Genomic DNA, 19069 nt, shown 5'->3' with positions numbered 1-19069 from the left:
GGTCAGTGTCCGCCACCGGGCCCACCGCCTCGCTGCCCCCGACGGCTCGGCATCACGGCCACCCCGTCGGGCACCGGCGGCAACCCGGCCGCGGTGCACAGCAGCTCACCCCAGGCCTCGACGTGCGGGGCGAGGTCGAGCGGGGCGAGGTCCGGGGCGGCCTCGGGAACCACCGGCGTCCAGGACGCGCGGATCTCGACCTGGGCGGTGCCGCCCTCGTCGGCCATCCCGCCGAAGCTCTCGGTGGCGACCCGGGTGACCGTGCCCGAGGCCGCGACGTACGACGCGCCGTGCTCCTCCAGGGCCTCCGTCAGCCAGGTCCAGCCCACGGCCGCCAGCATGGGGTCGGAGATCAGGTCGAGGTCGACCTCGGCGCGGGCGTAGGCCACGCAGCGGAAGGTGCCCGACCACGCGTCGTTGCCGGCCGGGTCGTGCAGCAGGATGATCCGACCGGTGCCGATGTCGGTGCCCTCGACGGTCACGTCCGCGGAGAGTGCCGACGCCCACGGGGCGATCCGCTGTGGCGCGGGCATCTCCTCGCAGAGGACCTCGGGCCGCAGCCGCGCGGCGTGCATGGTGGCCACGGCCTCGCGGAACTCCGCGGGAGCCGCGCCCGCACCCGTTCCCGGGTGGGTCTCCTGACCGACCACCATGGGTTCACAGTAGGTCGGTCCGCGCGTCGTGGATGTGCGAACACGCCGACCGACCTGCGAGGCTTCGCTCATGCCGGCCCCGAACGACCCCCTCCCGGAGCAGCTGCGGGACAGCGCCTTCCTCAAGGCGGTCCGGGGTGAGCCGGTGCCGCACACGCCCGTGTGGTTCATGCGCCAGGCCGGTCGCTCGCTCCCCGAGTACCTCGCCGTCCGCGAGGGGATCGGCATGCTCGAGTCCTGCATGGACCCCGCGCTGGTGACCGAGATCACGCTGCAGCCGGTCCGGCGGTACGGCGTGGACGCGGCCATCTTCTTCTCCGACATCGTGCTGCCGCTCAAGGCGGTCGGGGTCGACCTCGAGATCAAGCCCGGCGTCGGTCCGGTCGTCGCGCGCCCGGTGCGCACGGCGAAGGACGTCGCGCGCATCCCCGACCTCACCCCCGAGCACGTCCCCTACATCGCCGAGGCGGTGCGCGACCTCGTGGGCCAGCTCGGCGGCACCCCGCTGATCGGCTTCGCGGGCGCGCCGTTCACGGTCGCGTCGTACCTCGTGGAGGGCGGGCCCTCCAAGGACCACGCCCGCACCAAGGCGATGATGTTCGGCGCCCCCGACGTCTGGGACGCGCTGATGCGCAAGATCGCCGGCATCTCCGCTGCCTACCTCGAGGTGCAGGTCGGCGCCGGTGCCTCGGCGGTCCAGCTCTTCGACTCGTGGGCAGGTGCGCTCACGCCGGGCGACTACCGCGAGCACGTCATGCCGCACTCCGCGCGGGTGCTGGCCCGCGCCGGCGAGCTCGGCGTGCCGCGGATCCACTTCGGCGTCGGCACGTCGAACCTGCTCGGCCTCATGGGCGAGGCCGGTGCCGACGTGGTCGGCGTCGACTGGCGCACGCCGCTGGGCGAGGCGATCACCCGCGTCGGCGACCGCGCCGTGCAGGGCAACCTCGACCCCACGCTGGTCTTCGCGCCGACCGAGGTGATGACCGCGCGCGCCGGCGAGATCATCGACGCCGGCCGGCAGGCCCGCGGCCACGTCTTCAACCTCGGCCACGGGGTGCTGCCCACCACGGACCCCGACCAGCTCGAGCGGCTGACCGAGTTCGTGCAGGGCTACCCGCTCGGCTGACTCACTCGGCCGAGGCGTCACCCGGCGCCGCCGGCGGCGTACGCCGTCGCAGCGACCGCACCAGCAGCAGCGCCGGCACGCCGACGACCGTTCCGACCACCAGCCACGGCAGCAGCGCGCCGAGGGCGGTGGCGAGGCCGACCGCGAACGTCGACAGCGCGCCCCACCCCGCGGACAGGCCGGCCAGGAAGCCCGTGTCGTCGTCCTCCACCGGCTCGCTGCGCTTCGCGGGGACCCGGTCGATGCTGACGACGATCGTCGACATCGAGGTCTGGTCGTCGAGGTAGGCCGCCTGCTGCTGCAGCGACTCGAGCTCGGCCTGCCGTCGCGAGAGCTCGGACTCGATCGCCATGATGTCGCGGATGCTCTCCGCTCGCTGGAAGAGGATCGAGATCCGGTCGATGCTGCGCTCCTGCACCTTGATCCGGGTCCGGACGTCGATGACCTCGGTCGTCACGTCGTCCTCGTTGGTGTTCGCCGACTCGAGCTCGCCGATCCTCTTCAGCTCGGTGACGGCGTCGGCGAAGTCGTCGGACGGCACCCGCACCACCAGACGCGTGTACGCCGCGTCGCCGTCGTCATCGGACTGGGTCTCCTCCTCGGTCACCTCGCCGGCATGACGGTCGACGACCTTCTGCACCTCGATCCGCGCCCGGCCGACGTCGTCGGCGCGCAGCGCGACGTTGCCCTTGCGGATCACGGCGCGGGGCACCTCCGGGGCGGCCTCCTCGCGGGCCGCGGCGTCCTCGGCGAGGCTGGCCGCGCCGGCCCGGTCGGCGTCGGCCACCTCCGGGGCTCGCGCGGCCGCCGGGCTGTCCGAGGTGCCGCCGCTGTCGCTGTCGCTGTCGCCGGAGCAGCCGACCAGGGTTGCGGCCAGCGCGGTCCCGAGGATCGCCGTCGCCACGAGACGCATGAGTGAGCGGTTCATGCCGGCTCGGACGGCGCGTGCACCCGGTCGGTTCCGCCGCGGCGGGTCTGACAGAGTTGGGCGCGTGGTCAGCGTGGTCGTGGTCGGTGCCGGCGTGGCCGGCCTGACCGCCGCCCGCCGCCTGGTCGCCGCGGGCCACGACGTCGTCGTGCTCGAGTCCTCGGCGCGCGTCGGCGGCAAGCTGCACCGGGTCGCGGTGGCCGGCGTGACGGTCGACGTCGGCGCCGAGGCGATGCTCAACCGACGACCCGAGGGCGTCGACCTCGCGCGCGAGATGGGGCTGCCGATCGAGCACCCGACGACCGCCTCGTCACGGATCTGGACCCGGGGCGCGCTGCGCCCGCTGCCCCGCTCGCTCATGGGGGTGCCGCTCGACCTGGGGCAGCTCGCCGCGTCGGGGGTCCTGTCGCCGGAGGGCGTCGAGCGGGTGCGCCGCGAGCCGTCGCTGCCGCCCGAGCACCTGGTGGAGGACGTCTCGGTCGGAGCTCTGGTGGACCGCCGCTTCGGTGCCGAGGTCACCGACCGGCTCGTCGAGCCGCTGCTGGGTGGCGTGTACGCCGGCAACGCCCGCCTCATCTCCGCCGGCGCGGCCGTCCCGCAGCTGGTCAGCTACGCCTCCCGCGGGTCGGTGCTGGAGCAGGCGGCATCGGCGCCCACGGCGTACGACCGGCCGGTCTTCGCGGGCATCCCGGGCGGGATGGGTCAGCTCCCGGAGGCGCTGGCCGCGGGACTGACCGTGCGGACCGGCGCGACCGTGCGCGAGCTGCGTCGCGCCGTCTCGGGCTTCGAGCTGGTGGTCGGTCCGACCACCGCACCCGAGCTGGTCGCCGCGGACGCGGTCGTGCTCGCGACCCCCGCCGCGCCGACCGCCCGACTGCTGTCGTCGGTCGCGCCCGTGGCGGCGGCGGCGCTGGCGGAGGTGGAGTCGGCGTCGATGGCCGTGGTGACCTTCGCGTTCCGCGCCGCCGACGCGCCGGCGCTCGACGCCACCGCCTCCTCCGGCTTCCTGGTGCCGCCGGTCGACGCGCGCCGCATCAAGGCGTCGACGTTCTCGTTCGCCAAGTGGGGCTGGGTCCGCACGGCCGGCGGTGTCGACGGGGCGGAGCTGCTCCTGCTGCGCACCTCGCTGGGCCGGTACGGTGAGGCGACGGCGCTCCAGGCCGCCGACGAGGAGCTGGTCGCCTGGTCGCTCGCCGACCTCGCGGAGGCCGTCGGGGTCACGGCTCGCCCCGTCGACACCCACGTCCAGCGCTGGGGCGGCGGCCTCCCGCAGTACGCCGTCGGCCACCTCGACCGCATCGCCCGCGCCCGCGCGGCCGTGGCCGCCGTCCCTCGCCTCGCCCTCTGCGGTGCCGCCTACGACGGCGTCGGCATCCCCGCCGTCATCGCCTCGGCTCACCGCGCAGTGGCCGGCCTGGGCGATAGTCCCTGACGATTTCGGGGGTGTGGGAGCGGGCGGAGACCCCGAAAACGTCAGGGACTATCCCGACCTGCGACCACCAGCGTCCCCTCGACAGCCGTGCGCTCGGCATACGCCGTGGCGAGCCTGGCGACGAGCGGGCCGGGGCGACCGGAGCCGATCGTGCGGCCGTCGACGGTGAGGACCGGGGTGACGCCGCCCATGGTGCCGGTGACGAAGACCTCGTCGGCGTTGTAGACCTCGGTCAGCGAGAAGTCGCCGACGGACACCGGGATGTCGGATCCCGCGCAGATCTCGAGGATCGTCTCGCGCGTGATGCCCTCCGGGCAGGCGCGTGTGGTGGAGGTGCGGACGGCCCCGCCGCGGACGTGGAAGACGTGGGTGGCGTTGGTCTCGGCGACGAACCCGTCGTCGTCGAGCATCAGGGCGTCGTCGGCGCCGGCGACGTTGGCCTCCACCTTCGCCAGGATCGAGGTGAGCAGGTTGTTGTGGTGGATCTTCGGGTCGAGCGAGTCCGGTCGGGTGCGGCGCACCGACGAGGTGACCAGCGAGATCCCGCTGTCGTCGTAGACCGGCGACTTGAACTCCGCCAGCACGATCAGCGTCGGGCCGGACTGGTTGAGCCGGGGGTCCATGCCGCTCGTGATCTTCACCCCGCGGGTGAGCGTCAGGCGGATGTGCACGTCGTCGGTCATCTCGTTGGCGGCGAGGACGGCCCGCAGGCGCGCGACGATCTCGTCGTCCGACGGCACCGACGTGAAGGCCAGCGCGTGCGCGGAGCGGCGCAGCCGCGCGAGGTGCTCGGTGAGCTTGAAGATCCGCCCGCGGTGCAGGCGCAGCCCCTCCCAGACCGCGTCGCCGCCCTGCACGACCGAGTCGAAGGGGCTGATCCCCGCCTCGTCCCGGTGCACGAGTCGGTCGTCGATGCCGACGACCAGGTCGCGGTTGCGCTCGTCCCACTGCTGCTGCATCAGCTCTCCTCGGTCTGCCGTGGCGGTCGAAGCCGGTAGGGCGCGAGCGCCTCGTAGTAGGGCAGGCACCGCTCGAGCAGCGGCGCCAGGCGGTCCGGCAGCGGGTCGCCCGAGCCGGGGGAGTACGGCGCGAAGCCGGTCGACGCCTCGACGCCGGCGTACCAGTGCGGCGCCCACACGCCGTCGGTGTCGCGCGGTCCGGCCGGCCACGCCAGCATGTCGTCGTCGAAGGGGATCCCGAGGGCCGAGCAGAGCACGCCCAGCGTCCCGCGCGGGTCGCGCAGCACGTCGGCCGCGTCGACCACCGGCCCGCCGTAGGTCTCGAACAGCTCCAGCTGCTGCGGCAGCCCGAGGTCCTCCAGGGTGGGCTCGTCGCGCACCTTCGCGTACGACGTCAGCACCCGCTCCGGGTCGCGCACCAGGAACGCGTGGGTGAGCGAGGCGAGCGGCCCGCGCGGCACCGACGGCAGCACGTGGTGGGTCATGTGCTTCTGGTACTGCACCGCCGTCGACACCGACCCCGACGTCAGCGCGTCGACGACGGCGGCCGGGTCGGTCGGCTGCGAGGCGACGACGGCGTCCCGGTCGGGGTGGTCGAGGCCGGTCGCCGCGAGGTAGGCGGCGTACAGCGGCTCGTCCACCACCGAGCAGTCGGCGCGGTTCTCGAAGCTGCGCATCATCGCCGTGGACAGGTTGCGCGGTCCCGACCACATCGCGATCCGAGTCGTCATCGGGCACGAGTCTGCCCCGTTGTCCCTCGTCGCCGGGACATCGGGCCCGCGAACCTCTGGTCATCGAGCAGCACCCACTCACAGGAAGCGCACCACGATGACCACTCACATCACCACCGACAACCCCGTCCGATCGGACGTCCCCACCCTCACCCCGCGCCCCGCCCGCCCGTCCCGCTCGTGGGCGTTCGCGGGCGTCGGCGCCGGCCTGGCCGGCATCGGCGTCATCGTCACCAGCGGCATGGTCAACGCCGTGTACGACGAGGAGCTCGTCGGCGACACCCCGGCGATCGCGGCGAAGCTGGCCGACCAGACCGGCCCGATGTTCGCGTTCCACACGTTCGCGATGGTCGGCGCCGTGCTGACGGTCGTGTTCGCGGCCGGCCTCTTCCGCCGCCTGCGCGCCACCCTCGGCGACGGCTCGACCGCGCCGCTGGTCGCGTTCAGCGGCCTGCTCGGCACCGCGGTCGTCACCGTCCTCGGCAGCGGACTCGACACCGAGTTCATCATGGCCCTCGTCGACGACCCGGAGATGGTCGACCCGGCCAACGCGGCCCTCTTCAACCACTGGATCGGCACGATCCCGTGGCTCTGGGCGCTCGCGGGCCTCAGCGGGCTCGCCGTCTACGTCGCCAGCCGCGCCGCCGCGGCTCCGCGCTGGATCGGTCGCGTCGGGCTGGTGCTCGGTGGCGTCACCCTGCTGCTCGGCATCTCGCCGCTGCAGTACATGGCCGGCATGACCGGTCCCCTCTGGCTCATCGTGACCGCGGCCGGGTTTGCCCTCGGCGACCGCGCGTTCCGGTCATGATGTGCCGGTGAGCCACACCGCGGGCAGCACCACGCAGCGACCGGCCTCCTGGCCGGTCGCTGCGGTGCTGCCCGTCCTCTGCCTGGCCTGCGTCGTGGGCGTCCTCGTGCTCGAGGGCCGGTCGTACGGCGAGCCGGCGCTCTGGTCCTTCGGCGAGGGCATGGAGGTCGGCCACGGCATCGGCACCGGCCTCGTCGGCCTCGTGCTCGGGATCCTCTCGACGATCGTGCTGCGCCACCCGGGGCACCGGGTCATCGGCTGGACGCTCGGTGGGGTCGGTCTCTTCTGGGCGCTCGACGGGCTCTCCGAGGCCTACGTGCGCCTCGGGGTGGTCACCGACCACGCCCTGCCCGCCATGACCTTCGCGGTCTGGTTCCTGGCCCGCTTCACCTCGCTGCTCCCGGCCACGATCGTCGTGCTGCCGCTGCTCTTCCCCGAGGGGCGCTTCGTCCGGGGCGGCTGGGGCGTCGCCAGCTGGGCCTGCATGGCCGTCCTGTGCCTCGGCGCACTCGCCTACGTGGTCACGCCGTACGACGAGCCGACCGCCAGCCTGCCACCCGGCGTCGACGCCGACTGGACGACGATCTGGGGTCTCGAGCCGGTCGCCGACGTGCTCACAGGAAGTCTGCAGGCGGCGACGATCATCGGGGTGATCGTGCCGGTGGGCGTCGTGGTGCACCGCTACCGCCGCTCCCGCGACGCCGAGCGCGACCAGATGCGCTGGCTGCTCTGGGGTGCGCTCGTCACCGCGACGACCATCGTCGTCACCCTCTTCCTCGACCTCGGCGCGCTGACGGGCGCCGTCTTCTTCCTCTGCATCACGCTGACGCCGATCGCGATGACGGTCGCCGTCGTCAACCCGCGCGTGGTCTCGATCGAGGAGCTCCTCGGCCGGACCGTGCTGCTCTCGCTGATCGCGGTGGTCCTCGTGGCGATCGACTTCGTCGTGGTGGCGGCGCTCACCGCGGCTCTGGACGACGAGATGGACCAGTCGCAGGTCGTGCTCGTCGTGCTGCTGACGACCGTGCTGCTCTACGGGCCCCTGCGACAGCGGCTGTCCCGCGGCGTGCGCCGCTTCCTCTTCGGCGACCGCGCCAATCCGTACGACGTCGTCGCCGGCCTCGCCTCGACCCTGGAGTCGGCCGACGAGGGCGCCGAGCAGCTCGCCGCCGTCGCGCGGTCGGTGGCGAGCGCCTTCGGCGTCGGTTTCGTCAGCGTCGAGGTCGACCGCAGCTCCGGCGAGCGGCTGATCGCGACGTACGGCACGCCGCCCGACCAGACCCGCTCCCTGCCGATCACCTACCGCGACGCCGAGGTCGGCCGGCTGGTGCTCCCCGCTCGCGGCCTGCGCAGCCGGCTGTCGCACCGCGACGAGGAGCTGCTCGGCGACCTGGTGCGCCAGGCGGCGACCGCTGCGCGCACCAGCCGCCTCGCCGACGAGCTCCAGGAGAGCCGCGAGCGGCTCGTCGCCGCGCGCGAGGAGGAGCGTCGCCGGATCCGCCGCGACCTGCACGACGGCCTGGGCCCGGCGCTGAGCGGCGTCGTCTTCGAGCTCGAGTCCGCGCGTCTCACCGTCGACGGCGACCCGGCGTCCGCGAAGCGCCGGATCGCCGGCGTCAGCGCGCACGTGCAGGACGTGGTCGCCGACGTGCGCCGCCTGGTCCACGACCTGCGTCCGCCTGCGCTCGACGATCGCGGGCTGGTCGGCGCGCTGCGCCAGCAGGGTGAGCGGCTCGAGCCGGCCGCCACGGTCGAGGCCGCCGAGCTGGGCCCGCTCCCGGCCGCGGTCGAGGTCGCGGCCTACCGCATCGCCGGCGAGGCGATGACCAACGTCGCGCGGCACGCCCGGGCCTCCGGCTGCACCGTGCGGCTCGAGGTCGTCGACAGCGCCCTGCTCGTCGAGGTCGCGGACGACGGCGTCGGCATCGACCCGGCGGCCCAGGCCGGCGTCGGGCTGGTCGGGCTGCGGGAGCGGGCCGCGGAGCTCGGCGGTCGCAGCGAGGTCACCTGTCCACCCGCGGGCGGCACGGTCGTGCGCGCCTGGCTGCCCCTGAGGAGTGCCCATGACTGACGCCGCGCCCGGCATCCGGGTCGTGGTGGTCGACGACCACCAGATCGTCCGCGAGGGTCTGTCGAGCCTGCTGGGCGCGCTCGACGGCATCGAGGTCGTCGGCACGGCCGCGGACGGCCGCGACGCGATCCACGTCGTCGCCGAGACCGCCCCCGACGTGGTCGTGATGGACATCCAGATGCCGCAGCTCGACGGCATCGAGGCGACCCGGCACATCACCGGCCGGCAGACGGGAGTGCGGGTGGTGATGCTGACGATGAACGAGGACGACGACACCGTCCTGAGCGCGATCCGCGCGGGCGCCAGCGGCTACCTGCTGAAGGGCTCCGGCGCCGAGGAGGTGCAGACGGCGATCCGCGCGGCCGCGGGCGGCGGCATGGTCTTCGGGGCGAGCCTCGCCGCGCGCGTCTCGTCGTACCTCTCCGGGGCGCCGGCGTCGCCCGAGGAGCCCGAGCCGTTCCCCGACCTCACCGACCGCGAGCGCGACGTGCTCCGGCTGCTCGCCGCGGGTCGCTCCAACGACGCGATCGCCAGCGAACTCTACGTGTCCAACAAGACGGTCCGCAACGCCGTCTCCGGCATCTACGCCAAGCTGCACGCCGCCGGCCGCGCCGAGGCGATCATCACGGCGCGGGAGGCCGGCTACGGACGGGATTGAGCGGATCCGATAATGGAGGCATGAGCGCCACCGACCCCCAGGCCGACATCAAGACGAACGCCGCGCGGATCAACGAGCTCAACGAGACGCTGCGCTACACGATGTGGTCGGTGTTCCGCCTCGATGACCGGCTCGGGGAGGACGCCGACCGCAAGCGCGAGGCGGTCGAGGTCGAGGAGCTGGTCGCCGACCTCGCCGCGGACGACGTGGTCGTTCGGGGCGTCTACGACGTCGCCGGCCTGCGCGCCGACGCCGACGTGATGGTCTGGTGGCACGCGGCCTCCGCCGACCAGCTGCAGTCGGCCTACCACCGGCTGCGCCGCACCCGCTTCGGCGCCCGGCTCGCGCCGGTCTGGTCGCAGATGGCGCTGCACCGGCCGGCGGAGTTCAACCGCAGCCACCTGCCGGCGTTCCTCGCCGACGAGCGGACCCACGACTACGTCGCGGTCTACCCCTTCGTGCGGTCCTACGAGTGGTACCTGCTCGAGGACGCCGAGCGGCGCCGCCTCCTCGCCGAGCACGGCCAGATGGCGCGCGGCTACCCCGACGTGCGCGCCAACACCGTGCCGGCGTTCGCGCTGGGCGACTACGAGTGGATCCTGGCGTTCGAGGCCGACGACCTCTCCCGCATCGTCGACCTGATGCGCCACCTGCGCGGCTCCGAGACGCGGCGCCACGTGCGCGAGGAGGTGCCGTTCTACACGGGTCGCCGCATCGAGGTCGGCGAGCTGCTCGACCAGCTGCCCTGACCGTCGGCCGTCGGCCGCCGGCGCTCAGGAGTCGGCGGCTTCGAGCGTGAGGCTGATCGAGTTGATGCAGTAGCGGTCGCCGGTGGGGGTGCCGTAGCCGTCGGGGAAGACGTGCCCGAGGTGGGAGCCGCAGTTGGCGCAGCGGACCTCGACCCGCTTCATGCCGTGGGAGTCGTCCTCGAGGTACTCGATCGTGTCGGTGATCGGCTGGTAGAACGACGGCCAGCCGCATCCGGAGTGGAACTTCGTGTCCGACTCGAAGAGCTTGGCCTCACACGCCTTGCAGCGGTAGACGCCGGTCGTCTCGGTGTCGGTGTACTTGCCGGTGAACGCGCGCTCCGTGCCAGCCTGACGCAGCACGGCGTACTCGTCCGGCGCGAGCTCCTCGCGCCACTCCGCGTCGGACTTCTCCACGTTGTAGGCCATGGGGCAATTGTAGGTTGGGCACCATGGCCAAGACTCCGGCAGCCGAGGTCGAGGCGGGCGGCCGAGCCGTGCGCGTGTCCAGCCCGGACCGGGTGATCTACGAGGCGACCGACAGGACGCCCGAGGTCACCAAGTTGATGGTCGCGGAGTACTTCGCGAGCGTCGACGACGGCCTGATGCGGGCCCTGCGCGACCGGCCGACGGCGCTCGAGCGCTGGACCTCCGGCGTCCGTCCCGGCATGAGGCTCGCGACCGGCCCGGCCGACAAGGACGCCGACGCGTTCTACCAGAAGCGGGTGCCCAAGGGCGCTCCCGAGTACGTCGAGACCGTGCAGGTCACCTTCCCCTCCGGCCGCACCGCCGACGAGATCTGCCCGACCGAGATCGCGGTGCCGGTCTGGTGCGCCCACATGGGCACGCTGGTCTTCCACCCGTGGCCGGTCCGTCGCACGGACACCGACCATCCCGACGAGCTGCGGATCGACCTCGACCCGCAGCCCGGTACGACGTTCGCCGACGCCGTCCGCGTCGCCGGAGTCGCCCGCGAGCTGCTCGAGGAGCTCGGCCTGCGCGGCTACCCGAAGACCTCGGGCAACCGGGGCGTGCACATCTACGTGCGCATCGAGCCGCGGTGGGAGTTCACCGAAGTGCGGCACGCCGCGATCGGCTTCGGCCGCGAGCTGGCCCGGCGCGACGAGGGCGTGACGATGGACTGGTGGAAGGAGGAGCGCGGCGAGCGCATCTTCGTCGACTTCAACCAGAACAACCGCGACCGCACCATCGCGTCGGCGTACTCCCTGCGCCCCCTGCCCGGGGCCCCGGTCTCGACGCCGATGACCTGGGAGGAGCTGGCCGGTGTCACCGACCCGGGCGACTTCAACCTCTTCACCGTGCCCGACCGGGTGGCCGACGGCGACCCGTGGGCGACGATCGACGACGCGGCCCACTCCCTCGACCCGCTGCTGCGGCTGTGGGAGGAGCTGCCGGGCGGCGAGATGAACTTCCCGCCCGACTACCCGAAGATGCCCGGCGAGCCGCCACGGGTGCAGCCGAGCAAGAAGGTCGCCGAGCACTGGGACGAGCAGGGCAACCGGATCGGGTGAGGTTGGCGCCGCAAGCGGACGGGTACTGTCCGGTCGTGACCGACACCCAGACCGTGGAGCCGCCCTTCGAGGTCGGCATCACCCACGTCCCGGGCCACACCGTCGTCGAGATCAGCGGTGACCTCGACGTCTTCACCGGTGCCCGGCTGCGGCAGGTGCTCTTCGACCCCGTGCTCTGCTCCGAGCCGCACGTCGTGGTCGACCTCGCCGGCGTGACCTTCATCGACTCGACCGGCCTCGGCACGCTGGTCGCGGCCCGGCGGTGGCTGACGTCGCGCGACGCCGGGATCAGCCTGGTGTGTGGCCAGGGACCCGCGCTGCGACTGCTCGAGATGGTGTGCCTGGACAAGGTGTTCGAGATCCACGAGTCCGTGCCCGCCGCCACCGGCCGGGCGTGATGGCGGCACCGCCTCAGGACAACCGGGTGGCCCGCGACGCCGGCGAGCCCGGCAAGGAGGGACCAGCCGGGGCGGCGCGCTGGGCGGCGTACCTCGACTGGGTCCGGGCCGACCTCGCGGCGACCGTCGTCGCACTGCCGGCGGAGCGGCGGCGGACCGCGCTGGTGCCGTCCGGGTGGACGCCGATCGAGCTGCTGAGCCACGTCCTCCACATGGAGCAGCGGTGGTTCGTGTGGGGCTTCCTGGGAGAGGCGGTCGACGAGCCCTGGGGCGACTGGACCGTCGACGAGCCGTGGGAGGACTCCGCCGGCGGGCGTTGGGTGGTGGCCGACGACGTGACCGCCGAGCAGCTGGCCGAGCGGCTCGCGCAGGTCGGCGAGCGCACCCGGGGCGTGCTGCGGGACTTCCCGCTCGACGCGACCGCGTCGCCCGGCGGCCGGTTCGCCGACGAGCCGCCGACGCTGGAGTGGATCTGCTTCCACGTGCTGGCCGAGTACGCCCGGCACGCCGGTCACCTCGACATCGTGGTCGAGCTCGGCGACCGGGGCTGACGCCGGACCGGTGCCCGTGGTGCAAGGAACCCGCCCCGCCTTCTCAGATCGAGCGCGCGGGACGGGCTCCCGGAGACCGAGACGGACGGGGCGCCCCCCAGCACCCCCGCGCCTCCCCATGTGAGACGCGGCGTCGTCCGGCCGATCGTTGTCCCCAACATTAGGGTCGGCCGATGCACATCCCGGCCACACCGGATCCACAGGACGTCCACCGTTCGGCAACGGGTGCGACCCGGTTAACCTCGACCCGTGCTCCTCGCCTTCGACACCGCGACCCCGCTCGTCTCCGTCGCGCTCCACGACGGGGAGTCAGGCGACGCGCTGCACCGGCCGGTCGTCGAGCTCGTCGCGGACCGGCCGATGAAGCACGCCGAGCAGCTCGCCCCCCTCATCGACCGGGCGATGTCCGACGCGGGCCTCGTCCGGCAGGACCTCACCGCGGTCGGCGTGGGCGTCGGCCCCGGCCCCTTCACCGGGCTCCGGGTGGGGCTGGTCACCGCGCGCACGCTCGGCCACGTGCTCGACATCCCGGTCTACGGCGTGTGCTCGCTCGACGTCCTCGCGGTGCAGGCCGTCGACACCGGCGAGGTCGCCGAGCCCTTCGCGGTCGCGACGGACGCGCGGCGCAAGGAGGTCTACCTGGCCCGGTACGACGCCGACGGGGTCCGCCTCGACGGGCCCGTCGTCGGCAAGCCGGCCGCGCTGGCGACGCACGGTCCGGTGGTCGGCCAGGGAGCGCTGCTCTACCCCGAGGCCTTCCCGCTCCGCGTCGGCCCCGAGGCCCCGAGCGCCGGCTGGCTCGCGCGCACCATCGCGGGGGAGCGCGCCGAGCTGCTCGACCCCGAGCCGCTCTACCTGCGCCGCCCGGACGCCGACTCGGCGCACCCGCCGCAGCCGGTCTCGTGACCGTCCGGCCCGCCCGCGACGACGACGTCCCCGCCGTCGCGGCACTGGAGCGCGACAACCTCGGTGCGGACGCGTGGTCGCCGGCGCTGGTCGCGGAGGGCGTGACCGGGGCGCTGCCGACCATCACCTACCTGGTCGCCGAGGTCGACACCGACCGCGGGCCGACGGTCGTCGGCCACGCCGTCGCCAGCGTCGCCGGCGACATCGCCGAGCTCCAGCGGATCGCGGTCGACGCGGCGCACCGCCGCCACGGGCTCGCCTCCACGCTCCTGGACGGCGTGGTCGCCACGGCCCGCGCCGGCGGCGCCGACCGGCTGCTGCTCGAGGTGCGCGAGGACAACGCGAGCGCGCTGGCCTTCTACGCCGCCCGCGACTTCGTCGAGGTCGACCGGCGCCGCCGCTACTACCGCGACGGCGCCACCGCGATCGTGCTGCGCCGCAGCCTCGGCGGTGGCTGCGGCGCGAGCGGTCAGTTCCCGGGCAGGTAGTAGGTGGGGTTCGGCAGCTTGTAGGTGCGCGCGGACTTGCCGCCCTTGAGGTCGCTGAACTGGTCGCCGAAGTTCGCGAGGATCTTGATCCCGAGGTCGCGCTGGACGTGCCTGCGCGTCTGCGACTTGTACTCGATCGTCGTGCATTCCTCGCCCGAGCAGTCGATGTACGACGGCTTGGTGCTGTCGCCCTTGCCGGTCCACTTGGTGAAGTAGAGCTTCCGGTGGAACGTGCCGGCGCCGTACAGCTTGTTGAGGTTCCTGACGGTCGCCCGCTCCTGGGCGGCGTTGCGGCCGGTGATGCCGATGACCTTGCAGCCGCCGCGCTCGGCGGCGCGCACCACCCGCTTCATCTTCGGCGTGGCCGGGAAGCGCTTGTGCTGCACCCACTCATCCTGGAGCGCCGGGTCGAAGTTGAACTTCATCGCGGCGTCCTCCATGTCGTAGGTCCACAGCGTGGTGTCGTCGGCGTCGAAGACCACGCCGGCCCGGGCCCGCTTGCCGTGCCGGGGGTGGGTGTACCTCGTGCACGAGGACCGCACCTGGCGCGCCCACTTCGTCGTGAGCCGGTCGAGCTGCTGGATGTACGGCGAGCTCTTCTTGTCGGCGATGCCGTCGGTGGCGTCGTAATAGGTGCGGATGGTCGCCTTCACCGAGTCGATGTTGGGGATCCGTTCGCCGCCCTGGGTGCGGCCGCTCCTGCCGTTGGCCTTCATCGTGAACCGCGTGCGCGGCGTCAGGTCGGCGTCGGTGGCCGGCGCGCCCGCGATGTCGGGGCTGGGCAGGTAGTAGGTCGGGTTGGGCAGCTTGAGCGTCGCGTCGGCGAAGCCGCCCTGCAGGTCGGACCACTGGTCGCCGACGTTGAGCGCGATGTCATAGCCGAGGTCCTGCTCGATGTGCCTGCGGGTGAACGCCTTGTACTCGACGGTCGAGCAGCTCGACGCGTCGCCGTCGGCGCCGCAGTCGACGTACGCCGGCTTGGTGGCGTCGCCGACCCACTTGGTGAAGAAGTTGTCGGCGTTGAAGCCCGTGTAGTCGACCTTGGCCAGGTTGGCGAGGGTCGCCGCCTCCTGGTTGGCGTTGCGGCCGGTCACGCCGAACACGGCGTACCCCTTGGCCTGGACGCCGCTGACGAACGCCACCATCCCCGGGGTCGCGGGGAACCGCTGGTCCTGCACCCACTCGTCCTGGAGCGCCGGGTCGAAGTTGAACTTCATCGCCCCGTCCTCCATGTCGTAGGTCCACAGCGTGGTGTCGTCGGCGTCGAGGACGACGGCTCTCTTGGCGGCCGGGTCGACCTGCGGCAGCGCGTCGAGGGCCTCGGTGGTGATCTCGGCCATCTCGCGCGTGTAGGGCGAGGAGGTCTTGTGGGCGATGCCGTCCTTGGCCCGGTAGTAGGCGCGGATGGTGGCCTTGACCGAGTCGATGTTGGGGATGCCCGCGCCGCTGACCTTGGCGCCGCTCGACCCGTCGGGCTGCATCCGGAACTGGACGTGGGGGGAGAGCCGTGGCCGGTCGGGTGCGGCCGACGCCCCGGGCGGGGCGGCCGTGACGACCAGCGCGGTGGCGGTGGCGGCGACGATCGAGCTGACGGCGGTGCGACCCGAGATGCGCATGTCTCTCCTGCGGACGAGTGGTAGGACCACCACAACGTACGTCGGGCCACCGACGACGGGAAGACCCGGTCACGGGAGCGTCGACTCGCCGGGGGCAGGAGCCGCGGCGTACGCCCGGGCGGCACAATGAACGGGTGAGCGACGAGCCGCTGATCCTCGGGATCGAGACCTCCTGCGACGAGACCGGCGTCGGCATCGTGCGCGGGCACACCCTGCTCGCCGATGCCGTCGCGAGCAGCGTCGAGGAGCACGCGCGCTTCGGCGGCGTGGTGCCGGAGGTCGCGAGCCGCGCCCACCTGGAGGCGATGGTCCCCACGATCGAGCGGGCGTGCGAGACGGCCGGCATCCGCCTGTACGACGTCGACGCGGTCGCGGTGACCAGTGGCCCGGGGCTCGCCGGCGCGCTGATGGTCGGCGTCGCCGCCGCGAAGGCGCTCGCCGTCGGCCTCGGCAAGCCGATCTACGGCGTCAACCACCTCGCCGCGCACGTCGCCGTCGACCAGCTCGAGCACGGGCCGCTGCCGGAGCCCTGCCTGGCGATGCTGGTCAGCGGCGGACACTCGTCGCTGCTGCGGGTCACCGACGTGACGACGGGTGTCGACCCCCTCGGCGCGACGATCGACGACGCGGCGGGGGAGGCCTTCGACAAGGTCGCCCGGCTGCTCGGACTGCCGTTCCCCGGCGGGCCGCACATCGACCGCGCCGCCCGCGAGGGCAGCACCGTCTACGTCGACTTCCCGCGTGGCCTGACCTCCCGGCGCGACCTCGAGCGGCACCGCTTCGACTTCTCGTTCTCGGGCCTCAAGACCGCGGTCGCGCGGTGGGTCGAGGCCCGTGAGAGGTCGGGAGAGCCGGTGCCGGTCAACGACGTCGCGGCGTCGTTCCAGGAGGCCGTCTGCGACGTGCTCACCCGCAAGGCCGTCGACGCCGCCGTCACTCAGGGCATCGACGACATCCTCATCGGCGGCGGCGTCGCCGCGAACTCACGCCTGCGCGCCATGGCCGAGGAGCGGGCCGCCGCCCGCGGCATCCGGGTCCGCGTGCCACGCCCCGGCCTGTGCACCGACAACGGCGCGATGGTCGCCGCCCTCGGCGCCGAGATGGTCGCCCGCGGCCGTACGCCGTCGCACCTCGACCTCCCCGCCGACTCCTCCCAGCCGGTGACCGAGGTGCTCGTCTGAGAACTCCGATGGTCGATAGTCCCTGACGTTCTCGGGGGCCACGCGCGGTGGAAACCCCGAGAACGTCAGGGACTATCCCCGTTACGGCGTGTGGACCGGCTCCTCGGGCATCTCGGACAGCTCCTTGGGCCCCTTCTGGTCCTCGTGGCCGGGCCACCAGGCGGCGTGCCCGATGAGCGCGGTGAGGGCCGGGGTGAAGAACATCGCCATCACGAACGCCGCGATGAAGATGCCGAAGGAGAGCGCGAAGCCCATCGACATCATTAGGCTGTTGCCGCTGAGCATCAGGGAGGCGAAGGTGCCGGCCAGGATGACACCGGCCGCGGCGATGGTCGGACCGGCGTGCTTGAGAGCCTCGGCGGCCGCCGGTCGGGGCTCCTTGCCCTCGCGGGCCTCCTCGCGCAACCGGGCGATCATCAGGATGTTGTAGTCGGTGCCGAGCGCTGTCACGAAGAGGTAGATGTAGATCGGCAGCATGAAGATCAGGCCGTTCTCACCGCCGATGCCCTGGAAGACGATCACCGTCGCCCCGAGGGTCGCGGCGAAGCTCAGGCCCACCGCGGCCATCAGGTAGAGCGGCGCCACCAGGCTGCGCAGCAGCAGCGCGAGGATCAGCATGATCACCAGCGCGGCGACCGGGAAGACGACCTTGTAGTCGCGCACCATCGCGGACTGGAGGTCAGCGAAGATGCCCGGCGTGCCGCCGACGAACGCCTCCGCGCCGTCCGGAGCGGCCGCGTGGGCGGCGTCGCGGATCGGACCCTTGACGTCCTGCAACGCCTGATCGGAGACCGGGTCGCTGTCGAGCACGACGCTGACCTGGGCCGCGGTGCCGTCCTCGGACAGCGTGGCCGGGTAGACCTGGGCGACGCCGTCGGCCTCACTCAGCGCTTGGCCGAACGCCTGCATCTCGCCCTCGTCGAGCGTGCCCTCCTCGGCGCGCACGATCACCGGGACCGGCTCGCTGGCGCCGGCCGCGAAGTGGTCCTGGAAGGTGTGCAGGGCCTCGGTCGACTCGACGTCCTCGGGCAGGCTGGAGTTGAAGTCGAAGGACGGGTTGAAGCCGAAGGCGAAGACCGCGAGCACGGCCAGGAGCAGTCCGGAGACACCGGCGAAGGTGCCGGGGCGGCGACCGAGGCTGCGGCCGATCCTGCCGAAGCGGGCCGCCTCGGGCTCCACGCGCCACTTCTTGGAGGGCCAGAAGAGTGCCCGGCCGAGCACGGTGACGACGGCCGGCACCAAGGTGAGCGCGGCGAGGAGCGTGACCGCCACGGCGATCGCCAGCGCGGGCCCAATGGCCTTGAAGATGCCGAGCGAGCTGAGCAGCAACGCCAGGAACGCCACGATCACCGCGCCACCGGCGGACGCGATCGCCTCGCCGGCGCGTTCGAGCGCGTGCACCACGGAGGAGCGCGTGTCCTCGCCCTGCCGCAGCCGCTCGCGGTAGCGGAACAGGAAGAACAGGATGTAGTCGGTGCCGATGCCGTAGAGGACGACGACGAGGATCGTCTGGATGGACGAGTCGGCCTTGAGGTCGAAGGCCTCGTTGGCCCAGCCGATGAGGCCGGTGGCGACCATCGACACCAGCGTGACGACGAGGATCGGCATCAGGCAGATGATCACGCTGCGGAAGATCACGGCGAGCAGGACGACGATGAGCACGACGGTCGCGATGCCGACGATCGCGAGCGCCTGCTCGCTGGACTCCTGCGAGTCCAGGCCCTGCGGCACGGAGCCGGTGGTCGTGACCTTCAGGTCGGTGCCCTCGGTCAGGTCGGAGATGTCGTCGCGCATCGCCTTGGCGTCGTCGAAGGCCTGGGTGTCGAATCCGGTCGACCCCTCGGCGAGGCCGACGATGCCGATCTGCACCCGGCCGTCCTCGGAGACGTTGGGCTGGCCGTCGGGGCTGACGGTCACGACCTGCTGGACGAAGGTGTCGGAGCCGAGCTCCGGGCCGAGGTCCTCGGCGATCTGGTTGACCGTCGACTGGTCGTCGTCGGTCAGCGCGGCGCCGTCCTCCCTCTCGAAGACGATCAGCGCGGCGGGCGAGGAGGCGCCCGGGAACTTCTCCTCCTGGATCTCGTAGGCCTGCACCGACTCGTAGTGGTCGGGGAGGAACTCGGACTCCTCCTGCGTGGTCTCGAGAGCGGGCGCCAGGGACACCACCGCTATCGCGAGCACCACCCAGGCGGCGATGACGAACCAGGGACGACGGGACGTGAGACGACCAAGGGCTGCGAACACGATCACCAACCCTACCGACGTCGGGCGTCCGGTTGCCTCCG

19 protein-coding genes are annotated in these 19069 nt (G+C 72.8%); 12 read left to right on the top strand and 7 right to left on the bottom strand.

Features of this window, described 5'->3' with window-relative positions; all coding sequences use genetic code 11:
* Nucleotides 1-2: 2 nt before the first annotated feature.
* Nucleotides 3-653 carry a DUF3000 domain-containing protein gene (locus tag PZ894_RS10685; RefSeq protein WP_275744609.1) on the bottom strand — a complete coding sequence of 217 codons (651 nt, stop codon included), beginning with the start codon at nt 651-653 and terminating at the stop codon, nt 3-5.
* Nucleotides 654-723: 70 nt separating this feature from the next.
* On the opposite strand from PZ894_RS10685, the gene hemE reads away from it, so the two are divergent.
* Nucleotides 724-1779, top strand: a complete 1056-nt coding sequence (gene hemE / locus PZ894_RS10680) for a uroporphyrinogen decarboxylase (RefSeq protein WP_275744607.1) — start codon at nt 724-726, stop codon at nt 1777-1779.
* 1 nt (nt 1780) lies between these two features.
* Here the strand turns inward: hemE and PZ894_RS10675 are convergent, their stop codons facing one another.
* The gene (locus PZ894_RS10675; protein ID WP_275744605.1) at nt 1781-2707 is read right to left on the bottom strand and encodes a DUF4349 domain-containing protein; all 927 of its coding nucleotides are present in this window, start codon (nt 2705-2707) and stop codon (nt 1781-1783) included.
* Nucleotides 2708-2771: 64 nt separating this feature from the next.
* On the opposite strand from PZ894_RS10675, the gene hemG reads away from it, so the two are divergent.
* Nucleotides 2772-4139 carry a protoporphyrinogen oxidase gene (hemG, locus tag PZ894_RS10670; RefSeq protein WP_275744603.1) on the top strand — a complete coding sequence of 456 codons (1368 nt, stop codon included), beginning with the start codon at nt 2772-2774 and terminating at the stop codon, nt 4137-4139.
* Nucleotides 4140-4180: 41 nt separating this feature from the next.
* On the opposite strand, the gene PZ894_RS10665 is transcribed toward hemG, so the two are convergent.
* Together PZ894_RS10665 and PZ894_RS10660 are read right to left on the bottom strand one after the other, a co-directional pair.
* Nucleotides 4181-5098 (bottom strand): aminotransferase class IV, encoded by a 918-nt coding sequence (locus PZ894_RS10665; RefSeq protein WP_275744601.1) that lies wholly within the window; start codon nt 5096-5098, stop codon nt 4181-4183.
* Entirely contained in the window at nt 5098-5829 is a 732-nt protein-coding gene (locus PZ894_RS10660; protein ID WP_275744599.1) for an HAD family hydrolase, read from the bottom strand. Before PZ894_RS10660 ends, PZ894_RS10665 begins: the two co-directional genes overlap by 1 nt.
* A 97-nt stretch (nt 5830-5926) precedes the next feature.
* Here PZ894_RS10660 and PZ894_RS10655 point away from each other — a divergent pair, with 97 nt between their 5' ends.
* From PZ894_RS10655 to hemQ, 4 genes are read left to right on the top strand one after another with little or no spacing between them, the layout of a single operon-like run.
* Nucleotides 5927-6637, top strand: coding sequence for a hypothetical protein (locus PZ894_RS10655; protein WP_275744597.1), 711 nt, complete (start codon nt 5927-5929; stop codon nt 6635-6637).
* Between the two features lie 7 nt (nt 6638-6644).
* The gene (locus PZ894_RS10650; protein WP_275744595.1) at nt 6645-8708 is read left to right on the top strand and encodes a GAF domain-containing sensor histidine kinase; all 2064 of its coding nucleotides are present in this window, start codon (nt 6645-6647) and stop codon (nt 8706-8708) included.
* The gene (locus PZ894_RS10645; protein ID WP_275744593.1) at nt 8701-9366 is read left to right on the top strand and encodes a response regulator transcription factor; all 666 of its coding nucleotides are present in this window, start codon (nt 8701-8703) and stop codon (nt 9364-9366) included. Before PZ894_RS10650 ends, PZ894_RS10645 begins: the two co-directional genes overlap by 8 nt.
* Nucleotides 9367-9386: 20 nt before the next feature.
* Nucleotides 9387-10115 carry a hydrogen peroxide-dependent heme synthase gene (gene hemQ / locus PZ894_RS10640; RefSeq protein WP_275744591.1) on the top strand — a complete coding sequence of 243 codons (729 nt, stop codon included), beginning with the start codon at nt 9387-9389 and terminating at the stop codon, nt 10113-10115.
* Nucleotides 10116-10139: 24 nt separating this feature from the next.
* Here the strand turns inward: hemQ and msrB are convergent, their stop codons facing one another.
* The gene (msrB, locus tag PZ894_RS10635) at nt 10140-10541 is read right to left on the bottom strand and encodes a peptide-methionine (R)-S-oxide reductase MsrB (protein WP_275744589.1); all 402 of its coding nucleotides are present in this window, start codon (nt 10539-10541) and stop codon (nt 10140-10142) included.
* A 23-nt stretch (nt 10542-10564) separates the two neighbouring features.
* Here msrB and PZ894_RS10630 point away from each other — a divergent pair, with 23 nt between their 5' ends.
* From PZ894_RS10630 to PZ894_RS10610, 5 genes are all read left to right on the top strand, one after another.
* Entirely contained in the window at nt 10565-11644 is a 1080-nt protein-coding gene (locus PZ894_RS10630) for a DNA polymerase domain-containing protein (protein WP_275744587.1), read from the top strand.
* A gap of 35 nt (nt 11645-11679) precedes the next feature.
* A complete protein-coding gene (locus tag PZ894_RS10625) occupies nt 11680-12042 on the top strand; it encodes an STAS domain-containing protein (RefSeq protein ID WP_275744585.1) in 363 nt (120 codons plus the stop codon).
* On the top strand, nt 12042-12593 hold the full coding sequence (locus tag PZ894_RS10620) for a DUF664 domain-containing protein (protein WP_275744584.1): 552 nt from the start codon (nt 12042-12044) through the stop codon (nt 12591-12593). The genes PZ894_RS10625 and PZ894_RS10620 overlap by 1 nt, the downstream gene beginning before the upstream one ends.
* A 249-nt stretch (nt 12594-12842) precedes the next feature.
* On the top strand, nt 12843-13499 hold the full coding sequence (tsaB, locus tag PZ894_RS10615) for a tRNA (adenosine(37)-N6)-threonylcarbamoyltransferase complex dimerization subunit type 1 TsaB (RefSeq protein ID WP_275744582.1): 657 nt from the start codon (nt 12843-12845) through the stop codon (nt 13497-13499).
* On the top strand, nt 13496-13987 hold the full coding sequence (locus PZ894_RS10610; RefSeq protein ID WP_275744580.1) for an N-acetyltransferase: 492 nt from the start codon (nt 13496-13498) through the stop codon (nt 13985-13987). The genes tsaB and PZ894_RS10610 overlap by 4 nt, the downstream gene beginning before the upstream one ends.
* On the opposite strand, the gene PZ894_RS10605 is transcribed toward PZ894_RS10610, so the two are convergent.
* Nucleotides 13969-15603: an HAD family acid phosphatase gene (locus PZ894_RS10605; RefSeq protein WP_275744578.1), complete on the bottom strand. Its 1635-nt coding sequence runs from the start codon at nt 15601-15603 to the stop codon at nt 13969-13971. The genes PZ894_RS10610 and PZ894_RS10605 overlap by 19 nt on opposite strands.
* 134 nt (nt 15604-15737) lie before the next feature.
* Here PZ894_RS10605 and tsaD point away from each other — a divergent pair, with 134 nt between their 5' ends.
* Entirely contained in the window at nt 15738-16784 is a 1047-nt protein-coding gene (gene tsaD, locus PZ894_RS10600; protein ID WP_275744577.1) for a tRNA (adenosine(37)-N6)-threonylcarbamoyltransferase complex transferase subunit TsaD, read from the top strand.
* Nucleotides 16785-16865: 81 nt separating this feature from the next.
* Here tsaD and PZ894_RS10595 read toward each other — a convergent pair whose 3' ends face one another.
* The gene (locus PZ894_RS10595; protein WP_275744576.1) at nt 16866-19028 is read right to left on the bottom strand and encodes an MMPL family transporter; all 2163 of its coding nucleotides are present in this window, start codon (nt 19026-19028) and stop codon (nt 16866-16868) included.
* Between the last annotated feature and the right edge of the window lie 41 nt (nt 19029-19069).

It is taken from the genome of Nocardioides sp. YIM 152315 (assembly GCF_029210375.1).
Lineage (GTDB): Bacteria > Actinomycetota > Actinomycetes > Propionibacteriales > Nocardioidaceae > Nocardioides.
Note: the sequence above shows the minus strand (reverse complement) of the source record. Positions and strands in the feature narration are given on the sequence as shown.

Coding starts and splice junctions, on each gene's coding strand:
- PZ894_RS10685 (WP_275744609.1), bottom strand. CDS start 653: ATGGTGGTCGGTCAGGAGACCCACCCGGGAACGGGTGCGGGCGCGGCT.
- hemE (WP_275744607.1), top strand. CDS start 724: ATGCCGGCCCCGAACGACCCCCTCCCGGAGCAGCTGCGGGACAGCGCC.
- PZ894_RS10675 (WP_275744605.1), bottom strand. CDS start 2,707: ATGAACCGCTCACTCATGCGTCTCGTGGCGACGGCGATCCTCGGGACC.
- PZ894_RS10665 (WP_275744601.1), bottom strand. CDS start 5,098: ATGCAGCAGCAGTGGGACGAGCGCAACCGCGACCTGGTCGTCGGCATC.
- PZ894_RS10660 (WP_275744599.1), bottom strand. CDS start 5,829: ATGACGACTCGGATCGCGATGTGGTCGGGACCGCGCAACCTGTCCACG.
- PZ894_RS10655 (WP_275744597.1), top strand. CDS start 5,927: ATGACCACTCACATCACCACCGACAACCCCGTCCGATCGGACGTCCCC.
- PZ894_RS10645 (WP_275744593.1), top strand. CDS start 8,701: ATGACTGACGCCGCGCCCGGCATCCGGGTCGTGGTGGTCGACGACCAC.
- hemQ (WP_275744591.1), top strand. CDS start 9,387: ATGAGCGCCACCGACCCCCAGGCCGACATCAAGACGAACGCCGCGCGG.
- msrB (WP_275744589.1), bottom strand. CDS start 10,541: ATGGCCTACAACGTGGAGAAGTCCGACGCGGAGTGGCGCGAGGAGCTC.
- PZ894_RS10630 (WP_275744587.1), top strand. CDS start 10,565: ATGGCCAAGACTCCGGCAGCCGAGGTCGAGGCGGGCGGCCGAGCCGTG.
- PZ894_RS10620 (WP_275744584.1), top strand. CDS start 12,042: ATGGCGGCACCGCCTCAGGACAACCGGGTGGCCCGCGACGCCGGCGAG.
- PZ894_RS10605 (WP_275744578.1), bottom strand. CDS start 15,603: ATGCGCATCTCGGGTCGCACCGCCGTCAGCTCGATCGTCGCCGCCACC.